Origin of the sequence: Alcaligenes phenolicus (assembly GCF_032063905.1) — a bacterium.
Lineage (GTDB): Bacteria > Pseudomonadota > Gammaproteobacteria > Burkholderiales > Burkholderiaceae_B > Alcaligenes > Alcaligenes phenolicus.
Genome location: NZ_DAMBOE010000002.1, coordinates 86555 through 102603, shown reverse-complemented (window position 1 = coordinate 102603; position 16049 = coordinate 86555). Strand labels below are relative to the sequence as shown.

General features: G+C 57.5%; 11 protein-coding genes. 6 read left to right on the top strand and 5 right to left on the bottom strand.

All coding sequences use genetic code 11. From position 1 onward, the window contains the following. Window positions 1–19: 19 nt before the first annotated feature. A complete protein-coding gene (locus tag U2949_RS03840) occupies window positions 20–502 on the bottom strand; it encodes a DUF721 domain-containing protein (protein WP_257723783.1) in 483 nt (160 codons plus the stop codon). A gap of 18 nt (window positions 503–520) precedes the next feature. Between U2949_RS03840 and U2949_RS03835 the strand changes: the two genes are divergently transcribed. From U2949_RS03835 to U2949_RS03825, 3 genes are all read left to right on the top strand, one after another. Beyond that, window positions 521–1453, top strand: coding sequence for a M23 family metallopeptidase (locus U2949_RS03835; protein WP_009455033.1), 933 nt, complete (start codon window positions 521–523; stop codon window positions 1451–1453). 119 nt (window positions 1454–1572) lie between these two features. Beyond that, a complete protein-coding gene (secA, locus tag U2949_RS03830) occupies window positions 1573–4299 on the top strand; it encodes a preprotein translocase subunit SecA (RefSeq protein WP_257723781.1) in 2727 nt (908 codons plus the stop codon). A 213-nt stretch (window positions 4300–4512) separates the two neighbouring features. Beyond that, entirely contained in the window at window positions 4513–5406 is an 894-nt protein-coding gene (locus U2949_RS03825; protein ID WP_257723780.1) for an NAD(P)-binding domain-containing protein, read from the top strand. A 289-nt stretch (window positions 5407–5695) separates the two neighbouring features. On the opposite strand, the gene mgtE is transcribed toward U2949_RS03825, so the two are convergent. The 3 genes from mgtE to U2949_RS03810 all read right to left on the bottom strand — a co-directional run bounded on the left by mgtE (window position 5696) and on the right by U2949_RS03810 (window position 8928). Next, complete coding sequence (gene mgtE / locus U2949_RS03820; RefSeq protein ID WP_026485182.1) at window positions 5696–7177, bottom strand: magnesium transporter; 1482 nt, start codon at window positions 7175–7177, stop codon at window positions 5696–5698. Window positions 7178–7198: 21 nt separating this feature from the next. Next, complete coding sequence (locus tag U2949_RS03815) at window positions 7199–7543, bottom strand: acyl-CoA thioesterase (protein WP_003803527.1); 345 nt, start codon at window positions 7541–7543, stop codon at window positions 7199–7201. A gap of 185 nt (window positions 7544–7728) precedes the next feature. Continuing rightward, a complete protein-coding gene (locus tag U2949_RS03810) occupies window positions 7729–8928 on the bottom strand; it encodes a M20 aminoacylase family protein (RefSeq protein ID WP_321286258.1) in 1200 nt (399 codons plus the stop codon). A gap of 80 nt (window positions 8929–9008) precedes the next feature. Between U2949_RS03810 and U2949_RS03805 the strand changes: the two genes are divergently transcribed. Beyond that, a complete protein-coding gene (locus tag U2949_RS03805) occupies window positions 9009–10706 on the top strand; it encodes an AMP-binding protein (RefSeq protein WP_026485185.1) in 1698 nt (565 codons plus the stop codon). 159 nt (window positions 10707–10865) lie between these two features. Here the strand turns inward: U2949_RS03805 and U2949_RS03800 are convergent, their stop codons facing one another. Further along, window positions 10866–11729 carry an inositol monophosphatase family protein gene (locus U2949_RS03800; RefSeq protein ID WP_009455018.1) on the bottom strand — a complete coding sequence of 288 codons (864 nt, stop codon included), beginning with the start codon at window positions 11727–11729 and terminating at the stop codon, window positions 10866–10868. A gap of 132 nt (window positions 11730–11861) precedes the next feature. Between U2949_RS03800 and mnmC the strand changes: the two genes are divergently transcribed. Together mnmC and U2949_RS03790 are read left to right on the top strand one after the other, a co-directional pair. Continuing rightward, entirely contained in the window at window positions 11862–13727 is a 1866-nt protein-coding gene (gene mnmC / locus U2949_RS03795) for a bifunctional tRNA (5-methylaminomethyl-2-thiouridine)(34)-methyltransferase MnmC2/FAD-dependent 5-carboxymethylaminomethyl-2-thiouridine(34) oxidoreductase MnmC1 (protein WP_026485186.1), read from the top strand. A gap of 151 nt (window positions 13728–13878) precedes the next feature. After that, entirely contained in the window at window positions 13879–16047 is a 2169-nt protein-coding gene (locus U2949_RS03790; RefSeq protein WP_257723777.1) for a glycoside hydrolase family 31 protein, read from the top strand. Window positions 16048–16049: the final 2 nt, after the last annotated feature.

The window sequence follows — 16049 nt, the reverse complement described above, 5'->3', positions numbered from 1 at the left end:
CCCGATCCTGGTGCTTTGCTTAGCCGCGATGATGACGCAACAAGCGTTCGATGGCTTGCGCCAAGGGACCTTGCGGCAATGAGTCATGCAGCTTTTCAAATGATTCCAAGGCCCGTTCGTCCAGGACTTGTACCTGGCGTGCGGGCTTTTCTGTCACAGCTGCAAACAAATGGGCTTGCACGTGCACCAGCGTCTCGCTAATGTTCCAGCCAGCGGCATTCATCTGCCGTGTGACAGTGGGCAACAGCTGACGCAGCTTGGCCGCATGTGCGGCGCTGGGAACTGCCAGCGTCAATTGCTGTCTGTCTATACGGGCTACTTTACAAGCCTTGCCCAAAGCAGGTGGCAAGGCTTTGCTTACATGGGTCTGCGCCGCCATCAGCTGCCGGGCCATTTCCAGTACCTGGGAACCTTGCTGGTCGCTGGCCAGCCAACCCAAAGCGTGGCTTTGCCCGCTACTGCGTTTTGGCGCGGATGAGGAAAAAGGAGGCTTCCAGGACATGTTCGAGGTTATACGAGAGTGGATCAACATAAAGACTATACGTCCTTAGATGCCAAAGCCAAAGGGGTGCGCCGCACGGTGATCGCCCTGGTGGCTCTGGTATCGCTGGGCGTTTCCGCAGCGGCGGGAGCTCTGGTGCAGTCGCACTGGGGTGAACGCGGGGGCGTGTCGCTGGATGCGGACATGGCCCAAAGCCAGGCCGCTGCCATGCAGGACAACGTTACCCGCCTGGCCGAAAAAGTCGGCGGTTTGCAGGCCAAACTGATCGAGATGGATGGTGTCAGCAAGCGCGTGGCCAAGGCGGCCGGCATTGAGTACACCGATCCGGAGCTGGCCGGTGCCATGCCCGTGCAGGATCTGGCCGTCATGGATAGCATGGATGGAGCCGACCTTGTCTGGAACGCCGACCGTCTGGGCGAGCAGCTGGATAATCTGGCCAAACAGATGTCCGAGCAACAGGACTGGTTTCAGATGCTGGACTCCGTGCTGACCGAGCGTACCGGCAACGAAGCCCGTCTGCCCAATTACCGTCCGGTGGATTATGACGAGGTGGCCTCCTCCTTTGGCTGGCGTCGTCACCCGATTTCGGGCCGTCATGCCTTGCACGAAGGTTTGGACTTTCCAGCACCCAAGGGGACGCCTATCTATGCCGCATCCGGTGGGGTGGTATCGGAAGCCCGCTATATGACAGGTTACGGCAAGCTGGTAGAAATCAATCACGGCAATGGCATGAGCACGCGATACGCCCATGCGTCATCAATCGTTGTTAAATTAGGCGACGTAGTAGAAAAAGGGCAGTTGATCGCCCGTGTCGGATCTACTGGGCAGTCCACAGGCTCGCACCTGCACTTTGAAGTGCGCATGGCCGGACATGCTCTGGATCCCAAGCTTTTTCTGCCGGCGCGTGAGTATGTAGAACAGCAGATCGCGCAATTGGATTCGGACAAGTAGTTCCGTCTTGCAGCATGTGCGTTAAACTGATTGTTTGCTTGCGCATCCCTTTTAACCAGAGATAGGCTCGAGGCACAGATTCAAGCCCTTGCGGCCTCGCCTACATTGACGACACAAGAATGGTTTCATTGCTGAAAAAGCTTATTGGCAGTCGTAACGACCGACTGCTCAAACAGTACCGTAAGCAGGTCGCCCAGATTAATGCTCTTGAGCCTACTATTCAGGGCCTGAGCGACGAGGCCTTGGCAGCCAAGACGCAGGAGCTGCGCCAACGTGTTCAGGATGGCGCCTCGCTTAATTCGCTCCTGCCCGAGGCTTTTGCTGTAGTGCGCGAGGCGGGTGTCCGTGTATTTGGCATGCGCCACTTTGACGTGCAGATGCTCGGTGCCATTGCCTTGCACAACGGCAAGATTTCCGAAATGCGTACGGGTGAGGGTAAAACCCTGACCGCGACTTTGGCCGTGTACCTGAATGCACTGTCCGGCAAAGGCGTGCACGTGGTGACCGTCAACGATTACCTGGCTCGACGCGATGCGAACTGGATGGGGCGTCTGTACAACTTCCTGGGTCTGAGCGTGGGCGTCGTAGTTCCCCAGCAAGACAATGCCGAAAAGATTGCTGCCTACCAGGCTGACATTACCTACGGTACCAATAACGAATTTGGTTTTGACTACCTGCGCGACAATATGGAATACCGCGCCGAGGATCGCCGCCAGCGCGGTTTGTCCTACGCGATTGTCGACGAAGTTGACTCCATCCTGATCGACGAAGCCCGTACCCCGCTGATTATCTCCGGCCAGGCCGAAGACAATACCGAGCTGTACGTGCGCATGAACGTGGTTCCGCCCATGCTGACCCGCATGACGCAAGAGCCTCGTCCACACGAGCCCGAACCCGAAGGCGACTTCTGGGTCGATGAAAAAGGCCAGCAGGTTCATATTTCCGAAGCCGGTCACGAACGTGCCGAGCAGATCCTGACCGAAATCGGTCTGCTTCCCGAAGGCGAGTCGCTGTACGAGCCACGCCACATTTCCCTGATGCACCACCTGATGGTCGCTCTGCGCGCCCACAACCTTTTCTTCCGCGACCAGCAATACGTGGTCCAGGACGGCGAAGTGGTGATTGTGGACGAATTCACTGGCCGTTTGATGGCCGGTCGCCGCTGGTCCGATGGCTTGCACCAGGCTGTGGAAGCCAAGGAAGGCGTTCGCATCCAGAACGAAAACCAGACGCTGGCGTCGATTACTTTCCAGAACTACTTCCGTATGTATGACAAGCTGGCTGGCATGACCGGTACAGCAGATACGGAAGCCTACGAGTTCCAGGAAATCTATAGTCTTGAAACCGTCATCATTCCACCGAATCGTCCGCTGGCCCGTAAGGACCAAAACGACCAGGTCTTCAAAACCGATGACGAGAAGTTCAATGCCATTCTGAAAGACATTCAGGACTGCCACGAGCGTGGTCAGCCTGTACTGGTGGGTACCACCAGCATTGAAAACTCCGAGCTGATTTCCACACGCCTGAATGCCGCTGGCGTCAAGCACGAGGTGCTGAACGCCAAGCAACACGCCCGTGAAGCCGACATCGTGGCTGAAGCTGGTATGCCCGGTCACGTGACCATCGCCACCAATATGGCCGGTCGTGGTACGGACATTGTCTTGGGTGGCAGCATCGAACGTGCAATTTCTCAGGTGCGTGAAGACGAGTCCCTGAGTGCAGAGCAAAAAGAAGCCAAGATCCAGGCTATCCGCGCTGCATGGGAGCCACTGAACCAGCAGGTCAAACAGGCTGGTGGTTTGCGCATTATTGGTACCGAGCGTCACGAATCCCGCCGTATCGACAACCAGCTGCGTGGTCGTGCCGGTCGTCAGGGTGACCCAGGTTCCTCGCGTTTCTACCTGTCGCTGGAAGATTCGCTGATGCGCATCTTCGCCGGTGATCGTGTGCGCGCCATCATGGAGCGTCTGCGCTTGCCAGAAGGCGAGCCTATCGAAGCCCGCATGGTGACTCGTTCCATCGAATCCGCTCAGCGCAAGGTCGAGGCCCGCAACTTCGATATTCGTAAACAGCTGCTGCAGTACGATGACGTGGCCAACGATCAGCGCAAGGTGATCTATGCTCAGCGTAATGAAGTGCTGGAGTCGGCTGATATTTCCGACACGATCAGCAGCCTGCGCGAAGCCGCCGTCAGCCGTCTGTTCCGTGAATACGTGCCGCAAGACACCATGGAAGAGCAATGGGATATTCCCGGCCTGACCACCGCTTTGCAGAGCACCTTCCAGATTGAGCTGCCTTTGGCTGAAATGCTGGAGAAAGAATCCAATCTGACCGACGACGATTTGCATGATCGCGTTATCGAAGAATCCCAGCGTCTGCTGCAAGCCAAGATTGATCTGGTGGGTCAGCCTAACTGGGGCAACTTCGAGCGTTCCGTGCTCTTGCAGTCCATTGATACGCAATGGCGTGGCCATTTGCAGGCTCTGGATCACCTGCGTCAGGGGATTCATCTGCGTGGGTACGCCCAGAAAGACCCCAAACAGGAATACAAGCGCGAAGCTTTCGAGCTGTTCTCCGACATGCTGGATCGTGTGCGTGATGAAGTGGTCAAAGTGCTGATGACCGTGCGCATCCAGACTCCGGAGCAGGTCGAGGAAGCCGCGGTTGAGGTTCCTGCCAATTCCAATGTCCGTTTCCATCATTCGGACTACGATGCTGCCTTGAGCGGTGAAGATCCCGGTCTGGACGAAGCGGCCAAGGGCGAAGTGCCACGCGTAGGCCGTAACGATCCTTGCCCATGCGGCAGCGGCAAGAAGTACAAGCAGTGCCATGGCCGCTTGAACTGATTCTGACTCAAGCTGCCCAGCCGGCAGGCTGCGAGATCAAACCCCATGAGCCCCTGGCACATGGGGTTTTTTCTTGGATGCCAGCTTTGTTGCTGCGAACTGATCTCTGAATGGCTATATCCCGCTCATGCAGGGCCGTTTTTCCCTGTAAGCTACAGGGCGCAGCTTGGTGCTAAAGGCTGCAGCTGATCGTTTCTTCTGTGTGTTTTTTCTATGACAACATCTCCCTTATTGCATCGTGTTGCCTTGATCGGGGCGGGCGAAGTCGCGCGTTTTTATGGTGCTGCCTTGAAGTCGGCTGGTGTGCAGGTGCCGTTTATCCTGGTGCGCCGGGAAAGTGCCGCAGCCAGCGAACTGGCGCAGCAGTTGGGAGCGCAACTGTGCTTGCAGGCGGATACGGGCTGGCAGAGTCTTGATAGCGTGTTGTCGGCAGTGACGGGAACGCAGGCAGATGTGGTGGCCAGGGCCGTCATGCCGCATTTGTCAGCGGGGACGCTGTACATGGATTTGTGTACGGCCGAGCCCCAGGACATGGAGAGCATGGACGCTTTGGCGCGACAGCATGGAATCGAGCTGGCTGACCTGGCAATTATGGGCTCTGTGCCTTCTACAGGCGCTCAGACGGCTTTGTTAGCGGCAGGGCAAGGGGCAGGCAGGGCTGCGGCGTTCTGGCAGGCTCAGGGCGCTCCTGTGCGTATCTTGCCGGGACAGGCGGGGGACGCAATGCGCTTGAAGCTGCTGCGCAGTCTGATGACCAAGGGGCTGGAGGCCTTGGGGATTGAAAACCTGATGCTGGCTGAACGCATGGGTTTGCGGGCCGAGCTGCATGAAGTCCTGGAGGATTTGAATCAGCGGGGCTTGCAGGACTTCATGGAGTCCTGCCTGCGTAGCCATCTGGTGCATGGTGTGCGCCGCCGTGACGAGGTTCTGCAAGTGCGTCGTCAGCTGGAGCTGGCAGGCATTGCGCCGCGAGTGACCAATGGCGTACTGGATTTTTTTGAGCACACGGCGCAGACCGAGTCTTTGCAAAGAGCTCAGGCCGTGGGGACACAGGAGAGTCTGGAAGTGTTCTTGGAAGAGGCCCGACAGTCGTCCTCACGCTCTTAGTTGTTTGGAAGGACGGTTTGGTGCTCGTGTTTGAGTTTGCAGCAACTTCTGAGATTGGCTTCCACATTTTTCCCCGGGAAAAGGTAGAGAGCTTGTGCTTAACAGGATAAAGCAAACATACTGAAATCCAACGGATCAACGGGCCAACGCCCCGATATTTAGATGTTCCAGTGTTCGGATTTTCAGGTTCTCTGAGGCTAAAAGATTAAAAAAGACGACTGACTCCCTTTGATGCAGAAATAAAAAAACCGGCCAGAAGCCGGTTTTTTTAATCATGCCTGCAGGTGATTTACAGCAAGAACACCGTCGCCAGCCCCAGGAACAGCAAGAAACCCAGCGAGTCCGTCGCAAAGGTCAGCAATACTGAGGAACCCACAGCCGGGTCATTGCCAAAGCGATCACGCAAAATCGGGATCATCACGCCCAGCGCCGCGCCAATCAGCATATTGCCGATCATGGCGGCCATCATCACGGCAGCAATGGCGATCGAGCCGGAGATAAACCAGGCAAAGAATGCCGTTACCGCGCTGCCACAGACACCAACCAGAAAGGTCACCAGCAGTTCGCGCTTGATCAATGGCAGCACGTTGGAACCTGTGACTCGGCCGGTGGCAATGGCACGAATGATCATGGTCATGGTCTGGTTGCCGGAGTTGCCACCAATACCGGCCACAATCGACATCAGGAAAGCCAGAATCACGATGTGGCTGACGGTGTCCTCAAAGCGCGAGGCAATGAAGGAGGCTGTTGCTGCCGTACAGAGGTTGATCAGTAGCCAGGGGGCCCGGTTGCGGATAGCCGTACGGATGGGCGAGAAAATGTCGTCCTCTTGCAGACCGGCACGAGACAGGGCCTGTTCTTCCGAGTCTTCTTGCAGCACGTCCACCACTTCGTCAATGGTGACTCGGCCAATCAGGCGGCCAATATCGTCCACCACAGGAGCAGAAACCAGGTCATAACGCTCAAAGGCCCCGGCCGCATCCGAGTCCGAATCCAGTGGATTCAGAGTCAGATAGTCGGTGGACATGACAGAGGACACCAGGGTTTCAGGCTCGCTGACCAACATGCGGGTCAGGGACAGTGTGCCTTGCAGTTTATCGGCCCGGTCCACCACGAAAATCTGGTCAGTGTGGTCTGGCAGTTCCTGCAAACGACGCAGGTAACGCAGGACCACTTCCAGGGTGACATCCTCGCGCACGCGCACCATGTCAAAGTCCATGATGGCGCCCACGGTGTCTTCGGGGTAGCCCATGGCTTCGATCAGCTGTGCACGTTCCTCGTCCGTCAGGCCGCGCTGTACGGCGGCCACCACATCGGGCGGCAGGTCGGGGACCAGATCGGCAATTTCGTCGGCATCCATATTGCCGGCGGCCGCGATCAGGTCCGCGGCGTCCATGGAACGAATCAGGGATTCACGTGCCCAGTCCGCCACTTCCAGCAGCACGTCGGCGTCATGCTCGGCATCCACCAATTGCCAGATGGCCTGGCGCTCCAGCTCGGGCAAGGACTCCAGAATGAAGGCAATGTCGGCCGGGTGCAGATCGTTCAGTATGGCCTTGATCTCGCTTTCATGCTGGCGATGGATCAAGCCCTCAAGCAGGTTGGAGCGGTCGTCGTCCTCGAACTGGCGCTGGGCCAGCGATTCCACCACTTCCTGGCGCTTGAGGATGTTTTTCAGGCGATAAAGTGCCTGCTGCGCATCCTCGGGCTCCAGGCGGCGTGGCTTGGGAGTGTCACTGGGCGAAGTAGGGGGTACCAGGTTTTCCTGCATAGGCCTGCCTGTCACGAATACTTAGAGAGGGGGCAGCGGGCGGCTGCGGCGCTCGTCATCGGTAGCCACATAGGTAAGCGTGGCTTCCGTTACCTTGACCGTTTCAAGTTGCAGGCGTTTGCGTTCTGCATACACTTCCACCGAAACCGTAATGGAGGTGCGGCCTGTTTTGATGATTTCTGTGTAGAAACTGAGCAAATCACCCACAAACACGGGCTGCTTGAAGGTGAAGGCATTCACGGAAATGGTGGCAACCCGGCCTTGGGCGCGTCGTGTTGCAGGAATCGCTCCGGCAATGTCCACCTGGGACATGATCCAGCCACCAAACACGTCACCGTGAATATTGGCGTCTGTGGGCATGGGCATGACGCGCAGGGTGGGGGCTCCGTCCGGGAGCGAAGAGATGTTGCTTGAAGTAGTCACAAATACTCCCGTATAGGAAGAAAGGGTGGTGGGACAGATGCCCGTCGCGCGGAGCGCACGCCGTCAACAATAGAACCTGCCATTGTAACGGCAAGCTTTGACCCCGCTATGAAACATTTGTTAAAGCATCAACGGTGTTGTGCCAGCCAGTCCAAAGCCAGTTTGGCCCAGTAGCTGGCACCAATAGGAATCAGGGCGTCGTTGAAGTCGTAGCTGCCGTTGTGCAGCATGCACGGACCCATGCCGTGGCCCTGGCTGCGATGGTCGCCATCGCCATTGCCTAGCCAGACATAGCAGCCGGGGACTTCTTGCAACATGAAGGAGAAATCTTCGGCACCCATGGAAGGGCGGATGTCCTGACGCAGCTTGTCGGGGCCGACCAGCTCCTTGATGACTTGCGCGCAAAAGGCCGCTTGCTCGGGATTATTGATGGTGGGAGGGTAGCGGCGGTCAAAGTCGAACTCGGCCTTGCAACCCTGGGCGGCACAGCTTTGCTCGCACAGTTCGCGCATGCGGGTCTCGACCAGGTCCAGGGCTTCGGTGGAGAAGGTGCGTACCGTGCCGCGCATGACGGCTTCGTTGGGAATGACGTTATCGGCAGAGCCGGCATGAATCTGGGTAATGCTCAGCACCACGGGTTCGAGGGGGTCCACATTGCGGCTGACAATGGTTTGCAGACTTTGCGCCAGTTGCACGGCCGCCATGATGGGGTCCACGCCCAGATGGGGCATGCCTCCATGGGCGCCTTTGCCTTCAATGCGAATTTCAAAGGTATTGCTGGAGGCCATCATGCCGCCTGGCAAAACCCCGAAGGTGCCGGCGGGCATGCCGGGCCAGTTATGCAGGCCGAATACAGCTTGCATGGGGAACAGCGTGAACAAGCCATCCTTGATCATTTCGCGTGCGCCGCCAAAACCTTCCTCGGCAGGCTGGAAAATCAGATAGATGGTGCCCGCAAAATCACGGTGCTCGGACAGGTAGCGCGCTGCACCCAGCAGCATGGCGGTATGTCCATCGTGTCCACAGGCATGCATCTTGCCGTCGTGACGGCTTTTGTGTTCGAACTCGTTCATCTCCTGCATGGGCAGGGCGTCCATATCGGCGCGCAGCCCCACGGATGGACCCTCGCCGCCCGTACCCTTCAGGATACCGACAACGCCTGTCACGCCCAGGCCACGATGTACTGGAATATCCCATTTCTCCAGCCAGGACGCGACTTGATCGGCCGTCCGGGTTTCCTCGAAAGCCAGTTCGGGGTAGGTGTGGAGATCGCGCCGGATGGCCGCAATTTCATGCGACCAGGCGGAAATGGGTTCAAACAGCTTCATGATGCGGGCTTGTCCTTGGGTTTGAACAATAAAGTAGAGTAGAGTTAACCATAAATAAACACGTATTAGGTGACAAGCCCTTGGATACTCAGCAAAAACCTTGGCTCGAGCATTATCCGGCCTCCGTGCCCCATGAGATTCAGTTAGGCGCCGAGCAGACTTTGATCGATTGTCTGGATGCCGCCATGAAAAAGCATAAGGACAGGACTGCGCTGACCTTTATGGGGCATGACATTTCCTATGAACATCTGGACCGTAGCGCGGATGCCTTCGCGGCCTGGTTACAGGCACAGGGGCTGGAGCGTGGCAGCCGTGTGATGCTGATGCTGCCTAATGGTTTGCCCTTCCTGATTTGCCTGCTGGGCACCATGCGGGCGGGCATGGTGGGCGTCAATACCAACCCGCAATACACCGAACGCGAACTGGAGTTCCAACTGGCCGATAGCCAGGCCCAGGTCATTGTGATTCTGGAAACCTTTGCGCATGTGCTGCAGCAAGTTCCTGACAATGTGAAGCCTGCCCACGTGGTGTTGAGTACCGTGGGTGATCTGATGGGGCTCAAGGGCAGCGTGGTGAATTTCGCCGTGCGTTATTTGAAACGCATGGTGCCGTCTTATTCCTTGCCGGGTTCGCACAGTCTGGAGGCCGTGCTGGAGCAGGGCAGCAAATTGAGCCTGAGCCGTCAGCCCGCCAAACCGGATGATCTGGCCCTGTTGCAATACACGGGCGGCACAACGGGCCGTCCTAAAGGCGCCATGCTTAGCCAGCGCAATTTGATGGCAAACGTCTTGCAGGTGGAGGCCGTGGGCTTTCCCGCTCTGGGCGACTTTAAAGGCCCGGCTTACACCATGATGGTGGCCTTGCCGCTCTATCACATCTTCGCGCTGACGGTTTGCGGTCTGTTTGCCATGTATGCAGGTATGCATATGGTGCTGGTGATGAATCCGCGCGATCTCAATTCGGTTTACAAGGCCTGGAAACGCAATCCGCCTGAAGTCGTTCCAGCAGTGAATACCTTGTTCAATGCGCTGGCTAATCACGAAAAATTCCGTACCTTGCCGTTTGCGCAGCTCAAACTGTGTCTGGCTGGTGGTGCCGCCTTGCAAAAAGCCGTGGCCGAGCGCTGGCTGGCTGTGACGGGCTGCCCTTTGATTGAAGGTTATGGTCTGTCGGAAACCTCCCCGGTGGTGGCGGTGAACTCGACGGATTCACGCGATTACAGTGGCACGATTGGATTTCCCTTGCCTTCAACCGATGTGCTCTTGCTGGACGAACAGGGGCAACCGGTTGCCATGGGCGAACAAGGCGAGCTGGCCGTCAAAGGGCCGCAGGTTATGTCGGCTTACTGGAATCAGCCAGAGGAAACCGCCAATGTCTTTACGCCCAATGGTTTCTTGAAGACGGGTGATATTGGTGTCATGGATCAGCAGGGGCGTATTCGTCTGGTGGATCGCAAGAAAGACATGATTCTGGTGTCGGGCTTCAACGTCTATCCGAATGAAATTGAAGACGTGGTGGCGGCTCACCCTGATGTGCTGGAAGTGGCAGCGGTGGGGGTGCCCAGCGAGCACAGCGGTGAAAGCATCAAGCTGTTCGTGGTCAAGCGTAATCCGTCCTTGACTGAAGCCGATATCAAGCAATGGTGCAAAGAGCGTCTGACGGCGTACAAGCGGCCACGCATTATTGAGTTCCGGGATGAACTGCCCAAGAGCAATGTGGGCAAGATCTTGCGTCGAGTCCTGCGGGATGAGGAGGCCAAGACTGAAGCGCAGGCTTGATTTGGAGGTTTGGAGGTCGGGGCGACTATTCAGCAAATTGCTAAACCTGGCCTGCAACCTGATCTGCATGAAAAAAGCGAGCCGTCTTAAATGGCTCGCTTTTTTATCGGGCGATGAAAATCGGAGCAGGAAGTTTGGCAACTGGCCCCGAATAAGGCGTTAAGGCTTGGGTTTGGTCGGACGCTGTGTCAGCGACGGACGCACCATGCCCAGCAACTCATCGGCAATGTGGGCATTGCCTGCGTAGACGTGACCGCTGACGGGCCAGGGCTCTTCCTGATACAGGTCCTGACACACACCCTTGGCTTCACGCACCAGCAAGGTGCCAGCGGCAACGTCCCAAGGGGCCAGGCCCATTTCCCAGTAACCGTCGTAACGGCCACAAGCCACCCAGGCCAGATCCAGTGCGGCGGCACCCATGCGGCGCACACCACGGCTGCCTGTAATGGAGGCGTTCAGGCTGGGCATGTATTGGTCGGAAAAAGAGAAGTCGCGGAAAGGAAAGCCTGTGGCCAGGACCGAGTCCGCCAGTTTTTTCGATGAGGATGTCTGAATACGGCTGCCATTCAACCAGGCGCCCACACCGTACATGGCGGTAAACAGCTCTTCGCGATTGGGGTCGTAGACCACGGCAATGACCGGGGTGTCCTGGGTCAGTACGCCGTTATCCATTTGGGTGCCGGCAGGAGCAATCAGTGCTACTGAGACGGCATAGTGGGGGATGCCGTGCAGAAAGTTGGTCGTGCCATCCAGCGGGTCGATATACCAGGTGGGACGGCCTGTATTCACGCCGCCGCTTTCCTCGGCCACGATATCAATGTCCGGGGTGCGCTCCATCAGCACACTGATGCAGGCCTGCTCGGCTTCGTGATCGGCTTGCGACACCAGATCGTTGTGCATTTTGTTGCTGATCACCAGAGAGCTACGGTCCGACGCATAGGCTTGTAAAATAGCGGCGGCGGCATGGGCTGCGGTAACAGCAGCGTCCAGGCAGGCGCTGAGCGGTAAACGTGACAATGGCATGGCAATCCGGTTTTAAAAAAGAAAAGTCTGAAGCTGAGACTTTTCATTGTACGTGTTTGTTGGTGTCAGTTTGATTAAGGCCAGTTTAAGGGGTTAGAGCGTGTGTGAGTGTTGTTATGGGCAGGAAAATTAATGGCTGCCTCTGCGTTTGAGCCTCTGGTCCCGGCTGTTCTGGAATTCAATGAGCATGGTGTGCCTGTCAGTGCGGTGTACCAGGATAGCTATCACCCGGCAGATGGCCCTTTGGGGCAGGCTCGCCGGGTGTTTCTGCAAGGCAATGGTTTGCCCGAGCGTTGGCGGGGGCGATCTCAATTCACGATTTGCGAAACCGGCTTTGGACTGGGAGCCAGTTTTCTGGCGACCTGGCAGGCCTGGCGTCAGGGTACGGAACGCAGTCAGAGACTGCATTTTGTCTCGGTAGAAGCCCATCCTTTCCGTCAGGCGGATCTGGCGATTCTGTACGCCCGTTTACCCGAGGAGTTGCAGCCTCAAGCCCAGGAACTGCTGGCAGCCTGGCCCATGCTGGTGCCGGGCATACACAGGTTGGAGCTGGATGGGGGGCGAGTCACACTGACCTTGGCCTTTGGGCAAGCCGAAACCATAATGCGTGAGCTGCAATGCCATGCGGACGCGTTTTATCTGGATGGCTTTGCGCCCCGTGGCAATCCTTCCATGTGGTCACGTTCGGTCCTGGGGCAACTGGTGCGTCTGGCTGCGCCGGGGGCGACAGCGGCTTCCTGGTGCTGTGCCGGGCAAGTGCGACGTGATCTGGCCTCGGTAGGTTTTGAAGTGGAAAAAGTTCCCGGTGCCGGGGGCAAGTGGTGCACCATTCGCGCTCGCTTGCGTCCCCACCTGGGACGACGCAGCAATTTGCCACCACAGCAAGGGCGGGTGGTAGTGATTGGTGCTGGTTTGGCGGGGGCGGCCTGTGCCTGGGAGTTGGCCCGCAAAGGTGTGCCTGTTCTGGTTTGTGATCCGGCACTGAGCAAGGGCCTGGATGCAACGCATCAAGGTCACCGTCTGGCTGCCATCTCCCCCGTGTTCGCCCTGGATGATGCCCCCTTGGCCCGCTTGAGCCGTAATGCTGTTCTGCATGCCTGGCAGGGCTGGAAAGACTTGCCGGAAGCGGCTCGCCCGCGTCGAGTCGGAACCTTGGTGTTTGGTCAGGCGGGCAATAGTGATGCCGATATTCAGCAGGCGCTGGAGCGTTTGGCCTTGGACCAGGATTGGGTGCAATGGCTGGATCGCGAGCAGGGCTCGGCCTTGGCTGGAGTGCCGCTGCAAGGCGGGGGCCTGTATTTCCCGCAAGGCATGGTGGTGAATCCCGGCGCACTGGTGGCCTATTTACTGGATCATCCTTTGATTCAATGCCTGCCAGAGCAGGTGTCCTTGCGAGCCGGCCTGGAGCCGGGGGTGTGGGATATCTGCAATCAGCAGGGGGAGCGCCTGGAAAGCAGCAATCGTGTAGTGATAGCCGCGGCAGCCCAAAGTCTGAGTTTGCTGCCCGACGAGTTCCTGGCCCAGCATCCCCTGCCACGGCTGGAGGCCATGCAGCGTCTGGCCGGGCAGGTGACGTATTTGTCTGCCGAACAGGCTTTGACTCGTGGTGAAGTGACTTTAAGTGGTCAGGGCTATATCCTGCCTGTAGACCCGCAGGGGCAAGTCATCGGTAGCACCTACGAACGTTTTGGTGAATCTGCCCAGGTCAGCCGCCAGGGCCATCAGCAAAATATAGAAAAAGTTTCTGTCATGCTGGCCAATCCCGCTGTGGCGGTGGCAACACCTGCACAAGGATGGGCCGGTTGGCGCTGTGCTTTAAGTGATCATTTGCCCGTGATGGGTTTTGTGCCGGGCCTGCCCGGTTTGTTTATGGCTGCGGCTTACGGCTCACGTGGTTTGAGTTGGAGCCTGCTGGCAGCCAGTTTGTTTGCCGCTTATTGTCTGGAGGAACCCGTTCCTTTGGAGCGGCGTTTGGAGCAAGCCTTAATACCTCGCTAAGGCCTATTTTTCGAATTATTTCGGCGAAATTTGAAGCAACATTTTCCTTTGTAGCGCAAATACGTCAAAATAGTGGCCTTGTTAAGTAATCTTGAGCGTGACCCTGCGATCAGCATCGTGCCGTTCGCTCCACTCTGACGACGTGACACAATTGTTTAATCATCTGAGTTTGTTGACGACGAAACCGGCCCAGGCCGATTTCGCTTTTGTCGAAACCGATTTTGCGCTGCGCATCGAAGCTCATGCGCCGGGTGTTTTTCGTTTCCGCTGTATGCCGGCTACCCGGCTCGATAATGAAAAGCTCAGTACCCGTGCCAAAGCTTTGGGCGATATGCTGCTGGCCCGCCATGAGGCGGTCAGCGAATTTCAACTGGAAGCAGCCGATTCGGGCTGGCGGATTGAGCAGGGCGAGCTTGCCCTGCACATTCAGGCCAATCCGTGGCGCTTTGAAGTCCGGCGTGGCGAGCAACTGCTCTTGAGCAGTGGCGATCAGCCATTGATGCTCGAGCAAGAGCCCGATAGTTGCTGGCAGCTGGTTCTGGCCCTGGCCGAGGAAGACGCCCTGTATGGTTTGGGCGAAACCCTGGGCGAACTGGACCGCCGCGAGGAAACGGTTGATACCGATCGTCCGGACGACCGCAGCCTGCCTTTGCTCTGGAGCACCCAAGGCTGGGGTTTATACATCAATACCTTCGAGCGGGTTGAACATGATCTGGGTCAGCAAGACCTGGATGCGTACCGCGCTCGTGTACACGCTGCCGAACTGGATTTTTTCCTGTTCCTGGGTGATCCCAGCGAAATCATCAATCAGTACTCGGCCTTGACGGGTCGTGCCGGTCAGCCCGGTGTCACGCCTATGGGCTTGTGGCTGGATGGCGCTCAAGCGCAGGATGTAACGTCCTTGCGTGAGCTGGCCAATCAGTGCCGCGAGCAGGGTATTGCGCTGGATGTGGCCGTCTTGCCGCCACCGGAGCCTTACGATTTTCAGCAGGACAAGCCTACGCTGGAGTGGGATGCCGCCCGCATGGCTGACCCTCGCGACGCTTTCTCTGCCTTGCAGAATGATCAGTTGCAGCTGGCCGCCTGGACTCGTCCTTGCGTACTGGCGGGCACCAGCTTGTTCGAAGAGTGGGAAGATCGCGGTTGGTTGCTTATCAATGATGACGACGGCTGCGCCTATGTCTTCCCTGGCGATGAGCTAAGCGGTGGTCGCGACTACGGTTTGCTGGACCTGACCCACAAAGACGTGTTCCGCATGTGGACCGAGCGCCAGCGTCAGATGGTCGACGATGGTCTGGGTGCCGTGCTGTGCAATGCCCGTTTTGATATTCCGGATGCCATCACCAGCCGTGGTGGCGAGTCGGGCGCCCTGTTGCGTGCGATTTACCCTGTGCTGGCACGTCAGGCCCTGTTTGACGCTGTTGCCGGTCACAAGACACCGCAAGAAGGCGTGGTTGCCAGCCGTGACTTGAGCCCATCTTCCCAGCGCTTTGCCTGGCAGTTGGGCCCGCAGGTGGAAAACACCTGGGCAGGTCTGACTGAATCCTTGAAGTCCGCCTTGGCTACCGGTAATAGCGGCGTGCCTATCCAGATTCATGGCTGGGGTAATGCGGCTGCATCGACTAGCGAAATGACGCCAGAACTGTATCTGCGTTGGTTGGCCATGTCGGTTTTCTCGGCAAACTTCAGTCTGCAAGGTATTCCTGCCTTGCGTCCTGATGCGTTTGATGAAGAAACCCAGGCTCAGGTTGCTCATTGGCTGGAGTGGCGTTTCCGTCTGGTGCCTTATGTATTGGGCATTATTGAAGACGCCGTGCGTACTGGCTTGCCGGTACAGCGCTCCATGGCTCAAAGCTTCCCGGCAGATGCCCAGGCTCGCTTGTGGGATACCCAGTATTTGTTGGGTCCTGCCTTGCTGGTGGCTCCTGTCTTGCAGCCAGGTCAGGATGTTGAGGTCTATCTGCCTGAAGGCGATGCCTGGTGGGATCTGAGCACGGGCTGGCGCTATGAAGGCGGCACCACCCTGAAAATGACTGTGGGTCTGGATCGCTTGCCGGTCTTTGGACGCGAAGGCCATATGCTGTGTCTGGGACCGGTGGTCAAGCATACATCCGAGTTCAACTCGGCTCGTTTGCTGGATGAGGTCTGGATGTTTGGCATGCCCGAGCACAGCCCGGTTGTGATGCGCAACAAGATTCGCGTCATGCAGATGCAGGGTTCCAGCTACATCAAGGGTCTGGAAGGATTGAAGATCCTGCCGTCCGAAGGGCTGGAGGTCAAACGCCGTGGTGCCGAGGTCCGTATTTCTCGTGCCCGTTAAGT

Bases quoted from the DNA above. Each gene is read 5' to 3' on its own strand.
- U2949_RS03840 (WP_257723783.1), bottom strand. From the start codon at position 502: ATGTCCTGGAAGCCTCCTTTTTCCTCATCCGCGCCAAAACGCAGTAGC.
- secA (WP_257723781.1), top strand. From the start codon at position 1,573: ATGGTTTCATTGCTGAAAAAGCTTATTGGCAGTCGTAACGACCGACTG.
- U2949_RS03825 (WP_257723780.1), top strand. From the start codon at position 4,513: ATGACAACATCTCCCTTATTGCATCGTGTTGCCTTGATCGGGGCGGGC.
- mgtE (WP_026485182.1), bottom strand. From the start codon at position 7,177: ATGCAGGAAAACCTGGTACCCCCTACTTCGCCCAGTGACACTCCCAAG.
- U2949_RS03815 (WP_003803527.1), bottom strand. From the start codon at position 7,543: ATGCCCATGCCCACAGACGCCAATATTCACGGTGACGTGTTTGGTGGC.
- U2949_RS03810 (WP_321286258.1), bottom strand. From the start codon at position 8,928: ATGAAGCTGTTTGAACCCATTTCCGCCTGGTCGCATGAAATTGCGGCC.
- U2949_RS03800 (WP_009455018.1), bottom strand. From the start codon at position 11,729: ATGCCATTGTCACGTTTACCGCTCAGCGCCTGCCTGGACGCTGCTGTT.
- mnmC (WP_026485186.1), top strand. From the start codon at position 11,862: ATGGCTGCCTCTGCGTTTGAGCCTCTGGTCCCGGCTGTTCTGGAATTC.